Genomic DNA, 15,714 nt, shown 5'->3' with positions numbered 1-15,714 from the left:
CCGCGAAAACTTGGAGTAGGGTGGAGTCAGAGAGTTTCAATGGCGATGGCATGCGCGCCATGGTCAATAAAAATCTGCAGCGCATCATACACAAGCCTATGCTGCGCCACCTTGCGTTTGCCGGCAAACAGGGGGGAGGCAATGCGCACGCGAAAGTGCGTGCCAAAGCCCGTGCCATTGGCGCCGGCGTGCCCTTCGTGCTGCCAGCTTTCGTCCAGCACTTCGAGCTGGGTGGGCGTCAAAACCTCGCGCAGGCGCTCGGCCATGGCTTCGGCGGTGACGGAGACGGTAGGGGTGCTCATGGTTGCGCGTCCTTGGGTGCAATGTCGCCCTCCTTCATGTGGCGACTCAGGTACAGGGCCTGGGCGATGACGAAGCCGAACATCAGGCCGATGCCGCCAAACAGCTTGAAGTTGACCCAGGTGTCGGTATCGAAGTTGTAGGCCACCCAGAGGTTGAGCACGCCCATGGCAGCAAAAAAGCCCGCCCAGGCCCAGTTCAGCCTGAGCCACACGGGCGCGGGCAGTTCGATCTGCGCGCCCATGAGCGACTGGATGAAATTTTTGCGAAACACCAGCTGGCCGACGAGCAGCACCCCGCCCATGAGCCAGTAGAGCACGGTCGGCTTCCACTTGATGAAGGTTTCGCTGTGCGCCAGCAGTGTGGCGCCGCCAAACACCACGATCACCCCCAGGCTCAGCCACTGCATGGGCTCGACCTTGCCGTGCTTGAAGTGGATATAGGCGATCTGCGCGATGGTGGCGACGATGGCCACGCCGGTGGCCACGTAGATGCCCCAGGCCTTGAAGGCGGCGAAGAACAGGATGATGGGAAAGAAGTCGAGGAGCAGTTTCATGGCGCCGGGGGTTCGAAGGCGAGCGAGGCGGAATTCATGCAGTAGCGCAGGCCCGTGGGGGCCGGGCCGTCGGGGAAGACATGGCCCAGGTGGGCCCCGCATTGTGCACAAACGGTTTCGGTGCGCAGCATGCCATGGCTGCGGTCCTGGATTTCGGCAATGGCGCCGGGCACGGCGCGCCAGAAGCTGGGCCAGCCGCAGCCGGCGTCGAACTTGGTGCCGGAGTCAAAGAGCTTGGCGCCGCAGCAAACGCAGTGGTAGCTGCCATCGGCCCAATGGCCCTCGTATTTGCCGGTGAATGGCCGCTCGGTGGCGGCGTGGCGCGTGACCTGGAAGGCCGCGGGTTCGGCCCCCTTGTCCTTGAGCAGCGCCTGCCATTCGGCATCGGTTTTCTGGATGGGGTAGGTCATGAAGAGCAGCTGATGGAAATGGTGGACGCCCAGTCGGGCGGGAAGCCGGCATAGGCCTCGTGGCCAGGGAGCTCGTCAAACGGGCGTGCCAGCAGCCCCTGCAGGGTTTGGAGTGCGGAGAAGTCTCCAAGTTTCGCGGCGCGTATGGCCTCTTCGCCCAGGTGGTTGCGTAGCACGTAGCAGGGGTTGGTTTTCAGCATCAAATCGGCCTCCAGCGCTTGATCATCAAGCGCAAGTAGCTCTTGATATTGAAGCAACCAGGCGTCAAAACCCGCGCGGTCGGCGAACAGGTCGCGCACGGGCTCGAACTGGTTTGCCGCCACGGCGTGCGACAGGCGGCGCCAGAAGATGGGGTAGTCCACGCGGCCCGCGGCCAGCAGGCGCTGCAGGCCGTCCACCAGCGCCTCGTCGCCCGCGCGCGCCTGGCGCAGGCCCAGCTTGGCGCGCAGGCGCGCCATGAAGGCGGCTATGAACACGGGCTCATAGCTGTCCAGCGCGGCCTGGGCCTGCTCCACGTCCTGGATCAGCGGTAGCAGCGCGCGCGCCAGGCACAGCAGGTTCCAGTAGCCCACACCGGGCTGGCGGTCGAAGGCGTAGCGGCCCTGGTGGTCGCTGTGGTTGCAGATATGGCCGGGGTCGAAGGCGTCAAGGAACTGGAATGGCCCGTAGTCAATGGTCAGGCCCAGGATGCTCATGTTGTCGGTGTTCATCACGCCGTGGCAAAAGCCCACGGCCTGCCATTGGGCGATGAGGCGCGCGGTGCGCTCGCTGACGGCGCGCAGCAGCGCGGCGCAGGGGTTGGCGTTGGCGTCATTGCGGCACTCGGGGTAGTAGCGGTCGATCACGTAGTCGGCCAGCTGGCGCAGCTCGGCCTGCTGGCCGCGCGCGGCGAAATGCTCGAAATGGCCGAAGCGGATGAAGCTCGGCGCCACGCGTGTGACCACGGCGGCGCTCTCCAGCTCCTCGCGCTGCACGGGCTGGGGCGAGCCGGTGACGCACAGCGCGCGCGTGGTGGGTATGCCCAATGCGGCCATGGCCTCGCTGCACAAAAACTCGCGGATTGACGAGCGCAGCACGGCGCGCCCGTCGCCCATGCGCGAGTAGGGCGTGCGTCCGCAGCCCTTGAGCTGGATTTCCTGGCCCGCGGCGGTCTCGCCCAGCAGGATGGCGCGCCCGTCGCCCAGCTGGCCGGCCCAGACGCCGAACTGGTGGCCGCTGTAAACGCTGGCCAGCGGCCGGCTGCCGGGTGGCACGGCATTGCCGGTGAAGGCCTGCAGGGCATCGCCCCGCTGCTGCCAGCCGGCGGGCAGGCCCAGCAGCGTGCCCATGTCGGCGCTGGTGCCCACCCAGTACGGGGCGGGCAGGGGCGTGGGGCGCAGCTCGGTATAAAAGGCCGGCCCCAGCGCGGCAAAGCCGTCGTGCCAGCCGGCCAGCAGGGGTTGGGCAGGTGTTGTTGCGGGTGGGGCGCAGTCCGTGGATGCAGGCATGCGGGGATTGTCCTTGCAGGCCGATGTCCCGCAGTGGACAAAGGCCTTGCGTCTGGCGCGCCCACGCGGGGTTTTTCCTGATGACCGGGAGGATGACGGCACCGGGTTCGCCGCTAGGATGGTGCGGTTTTCCATTCACCTTCCCCGAGGAGTACCCATGCTGGGCCTGATGCAGAACCAACCTCTCCTGATCTCGTCGCTGATCACCTTTGCCGAGCGCAACCATGGCGATGGCGAGATCGTCTCGCGCCGGGTGGAGGGTGATATCCACCGCTGCACCTACCGCGACCTGGCGCGGCGCGCGCGCCAGCTGGCCAATGCCCTCGATGCCATGGGCCTGCAGTTCAGCGACCGCGTGGCCACCCTGGCCTGGAACGGCTATCGGCACATGGAGATGTACTTCGGCGTCTCCGGCTCGGGGCGCGTGCTGCACACCATCAACCCGCGCCTGCACCCGGATCAGATTGCCTGGATCATGAACCATGCCGAGGACCAGGTGCTGTGCTTCGACATGAGCTTCCTGCCCATCGTGCAGGCCGTGCATGGCAAATGCCCTGCGGTGCAGAAATGGGTGGCCCTGTGCGACGCCGACAAGCTACCGGCGGACACCGGCATTCCCGGCCTGACGAGCTACGAGGCCTGGATTGGCGGTGCCTCGAGCGACTACCGCTGGCCCAGCTTCGACGAAAACTCGGCCTCCAGCATGTGCTACACCAGCGGCACCACGGGCCACCCCAAGGCGGCGCTGTACAGCCACCGCTCCACCACGCTGCACGCCTACGCCGCGGCGCTGCCCGATGTGATGTGCCTGTCGGCGCGCGACAGCGTGCTGCCCGTGGTGCCCATGTTCCATGTCAACGCCTGGGGCATTCCGTATTCGGCCGCGCTCACCGGCTGCAAGCTGGTCTTTCCCGGCCCGGCGCTCGATGGCAAGTCGGTGTACGAGCTGCTGGAGGCCGAGGGGGTGACCTTTGCCGCGGGCGTACCCACGGTGTGGCAGATGCTGCTCAACCATGTGAAGTCGGCGGGCCTGAAGTTCAGCACCTTGAAGCGCACGGTGATCGGCGGCGCGGCCTGCCCGCCGGCCATGATCACCGCCTTCCAGGACGAATACGGCGTGTCGGTGCTGCACGCCTGGGGCATGACCGAAATGAGCCCGCTGGGCACGCTGTGCACGCTCAAGAACAAGCACCTGGCGCTGGACAAGGAGGCGCAGATGCACATCCTGCAAAAGCAGGGCCGCGCCATCTATGGCGTGGAGATGAAGATCGTGGGCGCGGATGGCAAGGAGCAGCCATGGGACGGCAAGGCCTATGGCGACCTGCTGGTGCGCGGCCCGTGGGTCGTGGACAGCTACTTCAAGGGCGAGAGTCCGCTCGTCAAGGACGAGAACGGCGTGGGCTGGTTCCCCACGGGCGACGTGGCCACCATCGACGCCGATGGCTTCATGCACATCACCGACCGCAGCAAGGACGTGATCAAGTCCGGCGGCGAGTGGATCAGCTCCATCGACATCGAGAACATCGCCATGGCGCATCCGGCGGTGGCCATGGCCGCCTGCATAGGCATGCCGCACCCCAAGTGGGACGAGCGCCCCATCATTGCCGTGGCCAAGCGTCCCGGCGCCGAGGTCACGCGCGAGGAGCTGCTCGCCTTCTACGAGGGCAAGACGGCCAAGTGGCAGATCCCGGACGACGTGGTGTTCGTGGATGCGATCCCGCTGGGCGCCACCGGCAAGATGCTCAAGACCCGCCTGCGCGAGCAGCTGGCGGGCTACAGGCTGCCGGGGCTGTGACCCAGACCGGCCGGTGTGCGGCCCGCCCGGCGGCGCGCCGGTCGCATGCGCGATAGGCGCTACGGGCTATCCCTGAAGAAACTTTTTGTTGCCAGCGCTTACGCTGCCGCCTATCCATTCTCATAGAGGAGGCGAGGCATGAGGCGTACTTTTAAAGTGATAGCTGCTGGCGCAATGTTTGCAATGGCTGGCGCCGCTTTTGCCCAAAAGGGCGAAACCGTCAAGATTGCCTGGCTCGATCCGTTGTCGGGCCTGATGGCGGCGCTGGGCACGAACCAGATGAAAAGCTGGCAGTACCTGGCCGAGGAGTTCAGCAAGAACAACGCGGCGGGCGTGAAGTTCGAGATCGTTCCCATAGACAACAAGCTCAGCCCGCAGGAGACCACCAGCGCGCTGCGCTCGGCCATGGACCAGGGCGTGCGCTATGTCGTGCAGGGCAATGGCTCGGGCCCGGCGCTGGCCATCATGGATGCGCTGGACAAGCACAACGCGCGCAACAAGGGCAAGGAGGTGCTGTACCTGAACTACGCGGCCGTGGACCCGGACCTCACCAACGGCAAGTGCAGCTACTGGCATTTCCGCCTGGATGCCGACACCTCCATGAAGATGGAGGCGCTGACCACCTACATGAAGGATCTGCCGGACGTCAAGAAGGTCTATTTGATCAACCAGAACTACTCGCATGGCCAGCAGGTCAGCAAGTACGCCAAGGAGATGCTGAAACGCAAGCGCGCCGACGTGGAGATCGTTGGCGACGACCTGGCGCCGCTGGCCCAGGTGCGCGACTTTGCACCCTACATCGCCAAGATCAAGCAGTCGGGCGCCGACAGCGTGGTCACCGGCAACTGGGGCTCCGACCTGGCCCTGCTGATCAAGGCGGCCAATGACGCGGGCCTGGCGAACGTCAAGTTCTACACCTACTACGCCGTCGCCACGGGCGCGCCCACGGCTCTTGGCGCCGCGGCGGCGGGCAAGGTGTATATGGTGGGCTATGGCCACCCGAACCACGAGGGGCCCATCAACGCCATCGTCCGGGGCTTCAAGGCCAAGTTCAATGACGACATGTACACGGCCTCCATCTACCACGGCTTTGCCATGCTGACCGAGGCCTTCCAGCGCGCCAAAAGCACCGACCCGGTGAAGGTGGCGGCGGTGATGGAGGGAATGAAGTTCAAGAGCTTCAACGGCGAGGTGGAGATGCGCAAGACCGACCACCAGCTGCAGCAGGGCCTGTACATCACGCGCTGGGAGAAGACTGACGCCAAGTACCCGCTGGACTCCGAGAACACGGGCCACACCTTCGTGCCCGTGAAGTACTACGAGCCGTACGTGGCCAGCACGCCGACCTCGTGCCAGATGAAGCGGCCTTCCTGATCTTGGTATGGCTCCAGGCGGGGCAAGCTTCGGGGCCCGAGCCTGCTCGGGCCCTTTTTTCGACAGTCGCCAGGCGTTTCCATGAACCTTGAGTTTTTCGTGATCTCGCTGCTCAACGGCGTCAGCTACGGGCTGCTGCTGTTCATGCTGAGCTCGGGGCTGACGCTGATCTTCAGCATGATGGGCGTGCTCAACTTCGCGCACACCAGCTTCTACATGCTGGGCGCCTACCTTGCCTACAGCCTGTCGGGCGTCATCGGTTTCTGGGCTGCGCTCATCGCGGCGCCGCTCGTCGTGGGCGTGCTGGGCGCCGCGTTCGAACGCTACTGCCTGCGCCGGGTGCACCGGTTCGGCCATGTGCCAGAGCTGCTGGTGACCTTCGGCCTGTCCTATCTGGTGCTGGAGCTGGTGCAGCTGGTCTGGGGGCGCTCCACCGTGCCCTACGGCCTGCCGCCGCTGTTGCAAGGGCCGTTGTTCACGCTGTACGGCACGCAGTTTCCGCGTTCGCGCTCCTTCATCATGCTGGTGGCGCTGCTGATGCTGCTGGCCGTGTGGCTTGTTCTTAAGCGCACGCGCATCGGCCTGGTGATACAGGCGGCGCTCAAGCACCCGCAGATGGTGGAGGCCCTGGGCCACAACGTGCCGCGCGTGTTCATGCTGGTGTTTGGCGGCGGCTGCGCGCTGGCCGGCCTGGCCGGGGTGATAGGCGGCAACACCTATGTGACCGAGCCGGCCATGGCGGCATCGGTCGGCTCCATCATCTTCGTGGTGGTGGTGGTCGGCGGCATGGGCTCGCTGGCCGGGGCGTTCCTGGCGTCGCTGCTCATCGGCATCGTGCAGACCTTTGCCGTGGCGCTGGACTATTCGCTCGCCGGGGCCCTGGCGCATTTCGGCATCCGGGTGGGCGAGGGCAGCGTGGGCTGGCCGCTTTTGAAGCTCACCATCTCGCAAGTGGCTCCCATACTGCCTTACTTGCTCCTGGTTTTGATACTCATCCTGCGCCCCAAAGGGCTTCTGGGCACGCGCGAGGATTAAACCAAAATCCGGCAGCTGACCGCTTGTAACCTTCAGTAGGGCCTCATGAGCATTGGACTTATCTGCTTCGATCCGGTTCACCTATTGGGTGACAGCGCTATGCGCCCGCCAGCACCACGCTCGGCGCGCCATGCGGCGTTGCTCGTCCTGGCGCACACGAGTGCGCTGTGTCCTCGCGCCTTGCCTGGCACGCCGATCACGGCACTGACGAGCGCATCCAACTGCCGGATTTAGGTTAAACATGTCTGCCACACATTACCGCTTCAAACCCTGGAACGTGGGGCGCTTCCTCGTCTGGACGCTGTTCGCGCTGCTGCTCATCGCCGCGCCCCATGTGTTTTCCAGCAGCCTGGCGCTGACCATGCTCTCGCAGATGGGCTATCTGGTCATCATCTGCCTGTCCTACAACATGCTGCTGGGCCAGGGCGGCATGCTCAGCTTCGGCCACGCGGTCTACACCGGGCTGGGCTCTTTTCTGACCATCCACGCCATCAACCTGGCCGGGCGCGGCGAGCTGCCGCTGCCGCTGGTCTTCATGCCCGTGGTGGGCGGGCTGGCGGGCCTGTTCTTTGCCGTGCTGCTGGGCTATGTGACGACGAAGAAATCGGGCACCACCTTTGCCATGATCACCCTGGGCATAGGCGAGCTGATCGCCGCCATGGCGCTGATGTTCCCCGAGTTCTTTGGCGGCGAGGGCGGCGTGACCACCGACCGCGTCTATGGCCAGCCGTTCCTCGGCATCACCTTTGGCCCGGCCATCGAGGTGTACTACCTGATCGCCGCCTACTGCTTTGTCTGCACCGCCGCCATGTTCGCCTTCACCGGCACGCCCCTGGGGCGCATCCTGAACGCCGTGCGCGACAACCCCGAGCGCGTCGAGTTCATAGGCTACGACACGCAGCAGGTGCGCTATCTGGCGTTTTGCATCGCAGGCTTCTTTGCGGGCGTGGGTGGGGCGCTGGCTGCTATTAATTTTGAGATCGTCACGGGCGCCGACAGCGTCAGCATGCTGCGCTCGGGCGGCTACCTGCTGTTCACCTTCCTGGGCGGGGCGACGTTCTTCTTCGGCCCCATCATCGGCGCCGTGCTGCTGGTGCTGGCCTCGGTGCTGCTGTCCGAACTCTCCAAGGCCTGGCTGCTGTACCTGGGCCTGGTGTTCCTGTTCATGGTCATGTATGCGCCCGGCGGGGTGGCCAGCCTGATCATGATGAACCTGCGCCTGGCCAGGTACGGCAAGCTGGGCCGGCTGTGGGTGTCCTATCTGGCGCTGGCGGGCACGGGCCTCACGGCCCTGCTGGGCGCGGCCTGCATGGTGGAGATGACCTATCACCTGCAGCTCAATGCGGCGCTCGGCCCCAAGCTGCAGTTCCTCGGTGCAAGCCTTGATGCCAGGGGGCTGCCCAGCTGGTTTGGCGCGGGCTTCGTGCTGCTGACCGGCCTGGGCCTGTTCGAGCTGTGCCGGCGCCAGTTTGTGCGGCAATGGAGCGAGGTGCAGGAAGAGATAGAGCAGGCGATCAAGCGCGGGGAGGCATTGTGATGGCGGACCAGGGGACAAGCCATGCGCTGCAGCTGGTGGACTTGCGCAAGAGCTTCGGCAAGACCGAGATCATCCGCGGCGCCAGCCTGGCCGTGCAGGCCGGCGAGCGCGTGGCCATCATCGGCCCCAACGGCGCGGGCAAGAGCACGCTGTTCAACCTGATCAGCGGGCGCTTTGCGCCCACGAGCGGCCAGGTGCTGCTGCACGGCGCGCGCATCGACGGCAAAAGACCGTTCGAGATCAACCGCCTGGGCCTGTCGCGCAGCTTTCAGATCAGCAACATCTTCGGCAGGCTCAGCGTGTTTGAGAACCTGCGCTGCGCCGTGCTCTGGAGCCTGGGCTACGGCTACGCGTTCTGGCGTTTTCTGTCGCGGCTGCAGGATGCCAACGAGCGCGCCGAGCGGCTCATGGAGATGATCCGCCTGCACAAGAAGCGCGACACGCTGGCGATGAACCTGACCTACGCCGAGCAGCGCGCCCTGGAGGTCGGCATCACCATCGCCGGCGGCGCCAGCGTGATCCTGCTCGACGAGCCCACGGCCGGCATGAGCAGGAGCGAGACCGGGCGCTTCATCCACCTCATCCGCGAGGTGACCGAGGGGCGCACCCTGCTCACCGTGGAGCACGACATGGGCGTGGTCTTCGGCCTGGCCGACCGGATCGCCGTGGTGGTCTACGGCGAGGTCATCGCCTTCGACACGCCCGAGGCCGTGCGCGCCAACCCGCGCGTGCAGGAGGCCTATCTGGGTTCGGTGATTGCCGCGCAGCAGACGGGAGGGCAATGATGCTCAGCATCACCAAACTGCACGCCTACTACGGCAAGAGCCATGTGCTGCATGGCGTCAGCTTCGAGGTGCGGCCCGGCGAGATCGTCGCGCTGCTGGGGCGCAATGGTTCGGGCCGCTCTACCGCCGCCAAGGCCGTCATGGGGATGGTGGACTGGCAGGGCTCCATCCAATGGAAGGGACAGGGCCTGGCCGGCAAGAAGGCCTATGAAATCGCCCACCTGGGCCTGGGCTACGTGCCCGAGAGCCGCGACGTGTTCCCCCACCTGACGGTGCACCAGAACCTGCTGCTGGGGCAGAAGGGCGGCGGCAAAAACAGCCGCTGGAGCTTTAACGACATGTACGCCATGTTCCCGCGCCTGAAGGAGCGGCGCGACATCGAGGCCGGCGTGCTGTCCGGCGGCGAACAGCAGATGCTGACCCTGTGCCGCACGCTGATGGGCGACCCCGAGCTGATCATCATCGACGAGCCCACCGAGGGCCTGGCGCCCAAAATAGTCGAGCTGGTCGCCGAGTACCTGACCCGGCTGAAGGCGCGCGGCGTCGCGGTGCTGCTCATCGAGCAGAAGCTCACCATCGCCATGAGCATCTCCGACCGGGCCCTCGTCATGGGCCATGGCAGCATCGTCTTTGAGGGCACGCCCGACGAGCTGCGCGCCAACAGCTATGTGCGCAAGGAGTGGCTGGAGGTGTAACGGTTTTTATAAAAAATCAGCCTGTAGCGCTTGTGTGATAAGCGTGTAAAGCTATTTTTTCGATAGTAAATCAGGCCGGTAAAAGTCTCGCCTTGTCCCGGCCGGGACAAGCAGTCTGCGCGCATAGCCCTAGACTCCCAGAAAAGTACGAGCGTACTTTTTCTTTCGATTCATCACAGGAGCGACAGCATGACTGCTGAGTACAAAGTCCACGGCGACGTGGCCGTGATCACCTTGAGCAACCCGCCCGTCAACGGCCTGGGCCTGGCCACGCGCCGGGCGTTGGTGGCCGGCCTCATGCAGGCGCAGGCGGACGCCGCTGTCCGATCCATCGTCATCACCGGCGCCGGGAAGGCGTTCTCCGGCGGTGCCGACATCACCGAGTTCGGTACCGACAAGGCGCTGGCCGAACCCCATCTGCACACCGCGATTGCCGCTGTCGAGCAGTGCGCCAAGCCCGTCGTCGCCGCCATCCACAGTGTCTGCATGGGCGGCGGCCTGGAGCTGGCCCTGGGCTGCCATTACCGCATCGCCGCGCCCGGCTGCAGCGTGGCCCTGCCCGAGGTCAAGCTCGGCCTCTTGCCCGGCGCGGGCGGTACGCAGCGCCTGCCGCGCGTGCTGGGCGTGGAGGCGGCGCTGAACATGATCGTCAGCGGTGAGCCGGTGCCAAGCGAGTTCATTGCCGCCATGCCCGGCCAGAAGCTGTTCGACAAGCTGGCCGCATCGCCCGAATCCTTGCCCGAGGAGGCCCTGGCCTTTGCGCGCAGCGTGGCCGACGTGCGTCCCATGCCCCTGGTGCGCAACCTGCCTTGCAGGCACCCGCAGGGCGACGCCTACTTCCAGTTCGCGCGCAACATGGTCAAGGGCATGGCGAAGAACTTCCCGGCGCCGGCCAAATGCGTGGACGCCGTCGAGGCTGCCACCAAGGAGCGCTTTGAGGCTGGCCTGGCCACCGAGCGCGAGCTGTTCATCCAGCTGATGTGGAGCAGCGAATCGCGCGCCCTGCGCCACCTGTTCTTTGCCGAACGCGCCGCCAGCAAGATCCCCGACGTGCCGGCCGACACGCCGCAGCGCGCCATCCACAGCGTGGCCGTGATCGGTGCCGGCACCATGGGCGGCGGCATTGCCATGAACTTCCTCAACGCCGGCATCCCCGTGAAGCTGCTGGAGATGAAGCAGGAGGCCCTGGAGCGCGGCATCGCCACCATGCGCAAGAACTACGAGGCCCAGGTCGCCAAGAAGAAGCTCAAGCAGGACAAGTACGAGCAGCGCATGGCGCTCTTGTCCACCACGCTGGACTACGCCGACCTGAAGGATGCCGACCTGGTGATCGAGGCCGTGTTCGAGGACCTGGGCGTGAAGGAATCGGTCTTCAAGCAGCTGGACGCCGTGATGAAGCCCGGCGCCATCCTGGCGAGCAACACCTCGACGCTGGACGTGAACAAGATCGCGGCCTTTACCGCCCGCCCGCAGGACGTGCTGGGCCTGCATTTCTTCAGCCCGGCCAACGTGATGAAGCTGCTGGAAGTGGTGCGCGGCGACAAGACCGCCAAGGATGTACTGGCCACCGTGATGGCCGTGGCCAAGAAGATCCGCAAGACGGCCGTGGTCTCCGGCGTGTGCGACGGTTTCATCGGCAACCGCATGATCGAGCGCTACAGCCAGCAGGCGGGCTTCTTGCTCGACGAGGGCTGCACCCCGGAGCAGGTCGACAAGGCGGCGGAAAAGTTCGGCTTTGCCATGGGGCCGTTTCGCATGGGCGACCTGGCCGGCAACGACATCGGCTGGGCCATCCGCAAGCGCCGTGCGGTCGAGCGCCCGGACATGAAGTACAGCAAGACCGCAGACCTGCTGTGCGAGCAGGGCCGCTTTGGCCAGAAGACCGGCGCCGGCTGGTACGACTACCGACCGGGCAAGCGCGACGCCATCCCGAACGCCGAGGTGGTGCAGATGATCGAGGACTACCGCGCCTCTCTCGGCATCACGCCGCGCAAGATTTCCGATGAGGAAATCGTGCAGCGCCTGGTGTTCAGCCTGGTGAACGAGGCCGCGCGCATCCTCGAAGAAGGCATCGCCAACAAGGCCAGCGACATCGATGTGGTCTACATCTTCGGCTACGGCTTCCCGGTGCACCGCGGCGGCCCGCTGAACTATGCCAACGAATTCGGCCTGTTCAACGTGGTCGCGGCCATGCAGCGCTTTGGGCAGAACCCGCTGGACGACGCCGCGTTCTGGCAACCCGCGCCGCTCTTGCAGCGCCTGGTGGCTGAGGGCAAGCAGTTCTGAACTCACCGCACACAAGGAATAGCACATGACCTCCGCAGTAATCGTCTCCACCGCCCGCACCCCGCTTGCCAAGAGCTGGAAGGGTTCCTTCAACATGACCCATGGCGCCACCCTGGGCGGCCATGCCGTGCGGCATGCCGTGCAGCGCGCCGGCATCGACCCGGCCACGGTTGACGACGTCATCATGGGCTGCGCCAACCCCGAAGGCGCTACCGGCATGAACATTGCACGCCAGATTGCGCTGCAGGCCGGCCTGCCCGTCACCACCTCGGGCATGACCATCAACCGCTTCTGCTCCTCGGGCCTGCAGACCATCGCTACCGCCAGCCAGCGCATCATCGCCGGCGAGGGCGAGGTGTACGTCGCCGGCGGCGTGGAGAGCATCTCCTGCGTGCAGCAGGAGATGAACCAGCACATGCTGATGGACCACTCGATCACCAAGCCCGAGCTTTACTGGTCCATGCTGCAAACCGCCGAGATGGTGGCCAGGCGCTACCGTATAGGCCGCGACGCCATGGACGAATACGGCGCCGCCAGCCAGCAAAAGGCCTGCGCCGCCCAGGCCGCCGGCCTGTTCGACGCCGAGATCGCCCCCATCACCGTCACCGCCGGCATTGCCGACAAGACCCTGGGCCTGATCACCAGGCAGGTCACCGTGAGCAAGGACGAAGGCACGCGCGAGGGCACGACCAAGGAAGGCATCAGCGGCATCCGCCCCGCGCTGCCCGGCGGCGTGGTGGCCGCGGGCAACGCCAGCCAGTTCTCCGACGGCGCGGGCGCCTGCGTGGTGGTGAGTGAGGACTTTGCCGCGCGCAACAACCTCCAGCCCCTGGGCCGCTTTCTGGGCTTTGCCGTGGCCGGCTGCGAGCCCGACGAAATGGGCATCGGCCCCGTCTTCGCCGTGCCCAAGGTGCTGAAAAAGCTGGGCCTGTCCGTCCAGGACATCGACCTGTGGGAACTGAACGAGGCCTTTGCCGTGCAGGTCATCTACTGCCGCGACAAGCTGGGCATCCCTGCGGACCGCCTGAACGTCAACGGCGGCGCCATCGCCCTGGGCCATCCCTACGGCGTTTCGGGCCAGCGCCTGACGGGCCACGCCCTCATCGAAGGCAAGCGCCGCGGGGCAAAGAAGGTGTGCGTGACCATGTGCATCGGCGGCGGCATGGGTGCGGCCGGGGTGTTTGAGGTGCTGTAGGCACCGAATCGGCGGCGAAGACTCCAGGCGCTGTGCATTCTGGTTATGCACAAGAGAAAATGCCCGGTTTGTTGAATGCAAATTTGCACATCGCCATGGACTGGGACAACTTGCGCTACTTTCTGGAGCTGGCCCGCTGCGGCACCCTGGCCGCCGCCGCGCGCCGCACGGGCGTCGAGCACACCACGGTGGCGCGGCGCATCCAGGCGCTGGAAAAGCAGATGGGCGCGCCGCTGTTTGCGCGCGAGGCCGCGGGCCACCGCCTGACCGAGGCCGGCCGCCAGCTGCTGCCCGCCGTCGAGGCCATGGAGGCCGCCGTGCTGGGCGTGGAGCGCGCCTCGCCGGCGAATGCGGCCAGCAGCGGGCCGTCGGGCCTAGTGCGCGTGGGCGTGTCCGAGGGCTTTGGCACGGTGGTGCTGGCGCCGCAGCTGGCACGGCTCACGCAGCGGCATCCGCACCTGTCCATCGACCTGCTGGCGCTGCCGCGCATGCTGCACCTGAGCCGGCGCGAGGCGGACATCGTGATCTCGCTGGAGCGCCCCAAGCGCGGCTCGGTCATCGTCACCCGGCTGGCCGACTATCGGCTCTACCTGTACGGCCAGCGCGAATACCTGGCGCGCCGCCCGCTGGTGGCGCGGCGCGAGGACCTGCGCCACCACGACTTCATCAGCTACGTGGACGACCTGCTGTTCACCAAGGAGTTGCAGTTCATCGACCAGCTCTACCCGCCCGAGCGCTTCGCGCTGCGCAGCACCAGCATCACCGCCCAGTACGAGGCCGTGCGTGCCGGCGCCGGCCTGGCCGTGCTGCCGGCCTTCCTGGCCGACCGCGACCCCATCCTGGCGCGCGTACTGCCGCAGGAGGCCGAGTTCACGCGCACCTTCTGGATGAGCATGCCGGCCGAGGCCAAGCACCTGGCGCGCATGCAGGCCGTGTGGGGCTTTTTGAAGGAAGTGGGGCAGAAGGAGGCCGGGCGGCTGGTGCCGGAGGCGCCGCATAAACCCGGATGAGCGGGAGGGTGCCCCGCCTGCGCACAATGCCAGGGCAGGGCACCGAAGGCGGCGCCTGGGGAGTCGCTCCATGAATTACTTGCCAAAAGTGCTTCTAACGCCCGCTAATCAAGCGCGGATAGCTACTGTTTGCATAGTGATTGCGGCGCTTGCCGGCACCCGCGTGCGGGCGCAAGAGGCGGCGCCCGTGCCGCCCGTGGCGGCGCGCAGCCAGGCGTCGGTGCAGGTCCTGGCCTCGGGCCTGAACCATCCCTGGGGCCTGGCCTTTCTGCCCGATGGGCGCTTTCTGGTCACCGAGCGGCCCGGCCGCCTGCGTGTGGTCGAGCCCGGCGGGCGCCTGAATCCACCGCTGGCCGGCCTGCCGCGGGTGGCGGCGGGCGGGCAGGGCGGGCTGCTGGACGTGATCACCGATGCGGACTTCGCGCGCAACCGGCGCATCTTTTTCTGCTACAGCGAACCCGCGGCGGCGGGCGGCGGCAACAGCACGGCCCTGGCCAGCGCCACGCTGGCGCCCGATGCGCCGGCGCTGCAGGACGTGCGAGTGCTTTTCAGCCAGGTTCCCAAGGTGGCGAGCCGGCTGCACTTTGGCTGCCGCATCGTGCAGGCGCCGGACGGCAACCTGTTCCTCACGCTGGGCGAGCGTTTCGAACGCAAGGACGACGCCCAGCGGCTGGACAACCACCTGGGCAAGGTCGTGCGCCTGGCGCCCACGGGGGGCGCCGCTGCCGGCAACCCGCTGGCCGGCCGCGCGGGCGCGTTGCCCGAGATCTGGAGCTGGGGCCACCGCAATCCCCAGGGTGCCGCCTGGGGGCCGGACGGCCGGCTGTGGCTCCACGAGCACGGCCCGCAGGGCGGCGACGAGATCAACCGCCCGGAACCCGGGCGCAACTATGGCTGGCCGGTGATCACCCACGGCGAGAACTATGGCGGCGGCAAGATCGGCGAGGGCACGGCCAAGGCCGGCATGGAGCAGCCGCTGCACTACTGGGTGCCGTCGATCGCGCCCTCGGGCATGGCCTTTCTCACCAGCGACCGCTACGGCGCGGAGTGGCGCGGCAGCTTGTTTCTCGGCTCGCTCAAGTTCGCGCGCCTGCACCGGCTGCAGCTGCACGAGGGCCGCGTGGTGCGCGACGAGTACCTGCTCGATGGCCTGGGCGCACGCATCCGCGACGTGCGCCAGGGGCCCGATGGCTGGCTCTACCTGCTCACCGACAGCCCTGACGGGCAGCTGCTGCGCCTGCGACAATGA

The 15,714-nt window shown here is 66.5% G+C and carries 14 protein-coding genes; 10 read left to right on the top strand and 4 right to left on the bottom strand.

What is annotated here, in order from left to right:
• Positions 1-26 precede the first annotated feature (26 nt).
• From P7644_RS11690 to P7644_RS11675, 4 genes are read right to left on the bottom strand one after another with little or no spacing between them, the layout of a single operon-like run.
• Complete coding sequence (locus P7644_RS11690) at positions 27-302, bottom strand: BolA family protein (protein WP_404299301.1); 276 nt, start codon at positions 300-302, stop codon at positions 27-29.
• Positions 299-856 carry a septation protein A gene (locus P7644_RS11685; protein ID WP_404299300.1) on the bottom strand — a complete coding sequence of 186 codons (558 nt, stop codon included), beginning with the start codon at positions 854-856 and terminating at the stop codon, positions 299-301. The genes P7644_RS11690 and P7644_RS11685 overlap by 4 nt, the downstream gene beginning before the upstream one ends.
• The gene (gene msrB, locus P7644_RS11680) at positions 853-1,266 is read right to left on the bottom strand and encodes a peptide-methionine (R)-S-oxide reductase MsrB (protein WP_404299298.1); all 414 of its coding nucleotides are present in this window, start codon (positions 1,264-1,266) and stop codon (positions 853-855) included. The genes P7644_RS11685 and msrB overlap by 4 nt, the downstream gene beginning before the upstream one ends.
• Positions 1,263-2,753: a YdiU family protein gene (locus tag P7644_RS11675; RefSeq protein WP_404299296.1), complete on the bottom strand. Its 1,491-nt coding sequence runs from the start codon at positions 2,751-2,753 to the stop codon at positions 1,263-1,265. The genes msrB and P7644_RS11675 overlap by 4 nt, the downstream gene beginning before the upstream one ends.
• A gap of 157 nt (positions 2,754-2,910) precedes the next feature.
• Here P7644_RS11675 and P7644_RS11670 point away from each other — a divergent pair, with 157 nt between their 5' ends.
• From P7644_RS11670 to P7644_RS11625, 10 genes are all read left to right on the top strand, one after another.
• Entirely contained in the window at positions 2,911-4,548 is a 1,638-nt protein-coding gene (locus P7644_RS11670) for a 3-(methylthio)propionyl-CoA ligase (protein WP_404299295.1), read from the top strand.
• A gap of 138 nt (positions 4,549-4,686) precedes the next feature.
• The gene (locus tag P7644_RS11665; protein ID WP_404299294.1) at positions 4,687-5,922 is read left to right on the top strand and encodes a branched-chain amino acid ABC transporter substrate-binding protein; all 1,236 of its coding nucleotides are present in this window, start codon (positions 4,687-4,689) and stop codon (positions 5,920-5,922) included.
• An 81-nt stretch (positions 5,923-6,003) separates the two neighbouring features.
• On the top strand, positions 6,004-6,957 hold the full coding sequence (locus P7644_RS11660) for a branched-chain amino acid ABC transporter permease (RefSeq protein WP_404299292.1): 954 nt from the start codon (positions 6,004-6,006) through the stop codon (positions 6,955-6,957).
• Between the two features lie 241 nt (positions 6,958-7,198).
• Positions 7,199-8,494, top strand: a complete 1,296-nt coding sequence (locus P7644_RS11655) for a branched-chain amino acid ABC transporter permease (protein ID WP_404299290.1) — start codon at positions 7,199-7,201, stop codon at positions 8,492-8,494.
• Positions 8,494-9,279, top strand: coding sequence for an ABC transporter ATP-binding protein (locus tag P7644_RS11650; RefSeq protein ID WP_404299288.1), 786 nt, complete (start codon positions 8,494-8,496; stop codon positions 9,277-9,279). The genes P7644_RS11655 and P7644_RS11650 overlap by 1 nt, the downstream gene beginning before the upstream one ends.
• Positions 9,279-9,974 (top strand): ABC transporter ATP-binding protein, encoded by a 696-nt coding sequence (locus P7644_RS11645; RefSeq protein ID WP_404299287.1) that lies wholly within the window; start codon positions 9,279-9,281, stop codon positions 9,972-9,974. Before P7644_RS11650 ends, P7644_RS11645 begins: the two co-directional genes overlap by 1 nt.
• 189 nt (positions 9,975-10,163) lie before the next feature.
• The gene (locus P7644_RS11640) at positions 10,164-12,260 is read left to right on the top strand and encodes a 3-hydroxyacyl-CoA dehydrogenase NAD-binding domain-containing protein (RefSeq protein ID WP_404299285.1); all 2,097 of its coding nucleotides are present in this window, start codon (positions 10,164-10,166) and stop codon (positions 12,258-12,260) included.
• Positions 12,261-12,285: 25 nt separating this feature from the next.
• A complete protein-coding gene (locus P7644_RS11635) occupies positions 12,286-13,455 on the top strand; it encodes an acetyl-CoA C-acyltransferase (RefSeq protein ID WP_404299284.1) in 1,170 nt (389 codons plus the stop codon).
• Positions 13,456-13,550: 95 nt separating this feature from the next.
• A complete protein-coding gene (locus P7644_RS11630) occupies positions 13,551-14,465 on the top strand; it encodes a LysR family transcriptional regulator (protein WP_404299282.1) in 915 nt (304 codons plus the stop codon).
• A gap of 136 nt (positions 14,466-14,601) precedes the next feature.
• Complete coding sequence (locus P7644_RS11625; protein WP_404299280.1) at positions 14,602-15,714, top strand: PQQ-dependent sugar dehydrogenase; 1,113 nt, start codon at positions 14,602-14,604, stop codon at positions 15,712-15,714.

The organism is Alicycliphilus denitrificans, from assembly GCF_044792555.1.
Lineage (GTDB): Bacteria > Pseudomonadota > Gammaproteobacteria > Burkholderiales > Burkholderiaceae_C > Alicycliphilus > Alicycliphilus denitrificans_A.
Note: the sequence above shows the minus strand (reverse complement) of the source record. Positions and strands in the feature narration are given on the sequence as shown.

What these genes read in the sequence shown, in the direction of transcription:
- P7644_RS11690 (WP_404299301.1), bottom strand. Translation starts at nt 302, where the DNA reads ATGAGCACCCCTACCGTCTCCGTCACCGCCGAAGCCATGGCCGAGCGC.
- P7644_RS11685 (WP_404299300.1), bottom strand. Translation starts at nt 856, where the DNA reads ATGAAACTGCTCCTCGACTTCTTTCCCATCATCCTGTTCTTCGCCGCC.
- msrB (WP_404299298.1), bottom strand. Translation starts at nt 1,266, where the DNA reads ATGACCTACCCCATCCAGAAAACCGATGCCGAATGGCAGGCGCTGCTC.
- P7644_RS11675 (WP_404299296.1), bottom strand. Translation starts at nt 2,753, where the DNA reads ATGCCTGCATCCACGGACTGCGCCCCACCCGCAACAACACCTGCCCAA.
- P7644_RS11670 (WP_404299295.1), top strand. Translation starts at nt 2,911, where the DNA reads ATGCTGGGCCTGATGCAGAACCAACCTCTCCTGATCTCGTCGCTGATC.
- P7644_RS11665 (WP_404299294.1), top strand. Translation starts at nt 4,687, where the DNA reads ATGAGGCGTACTTTTAAAGTGATAGCTGCTGGCGCAATGTTTGCAATG.
- P7644_RS11660 (WP_404299292.1), top strand. Translation starts at nt 6,004, where the DNA reads ATGAACCTTGAGTTTTTCGTGATCTCGCTGCTCAACGGCGTCAGCTAC.
- P7644_RS11655 (WP_404299290.1), top strand. Translation starts at nt 7,199, where the DNA reads ATGTCTGCCACACATTACCGCTTCAAACCCTGGAACGTGGGGCGCTTC.
- P7644_RS11650 (WP_404299288.1), top strand. Translation starts at nt 8,494, where the DNA reads ATGGCGGACCAGGGGACAAGCCATGCGCTGCAGCTGGTGGACTTGCGC.
- P7644_RS11645 (WP_404299287.1), top strand. Translation starts at nt 9,279, where the DNA reads ATGCTCAGCATCACCAAACTGCACGCCTACTACGGCAAGAGCCATGTG.
- P7644_RS11640 (WP_404299285.1), top strand. Translation starts at nt 10,164, where the DNA reads ATGACTGCTGAGTACAAAGTCCACGGCGACGTGGCCGTGATCACCTTG.
- P7644_RS11635 (WP_404299284.1), top strand. Translation starts at nt 12,286, where the DNA reads ATGACCTCCGCAGTAATCGTCTCCACCGCCCGCACCCCGCTTGCCAAG.
- P7644_RS11630 (WP_404299282.1), top strand. Translation starts at nt 13,551, where the DNA reads ATGGACTGGGACAACTTGCGCTACTTTCTGGAGCTGGCCCGCTGCGGC.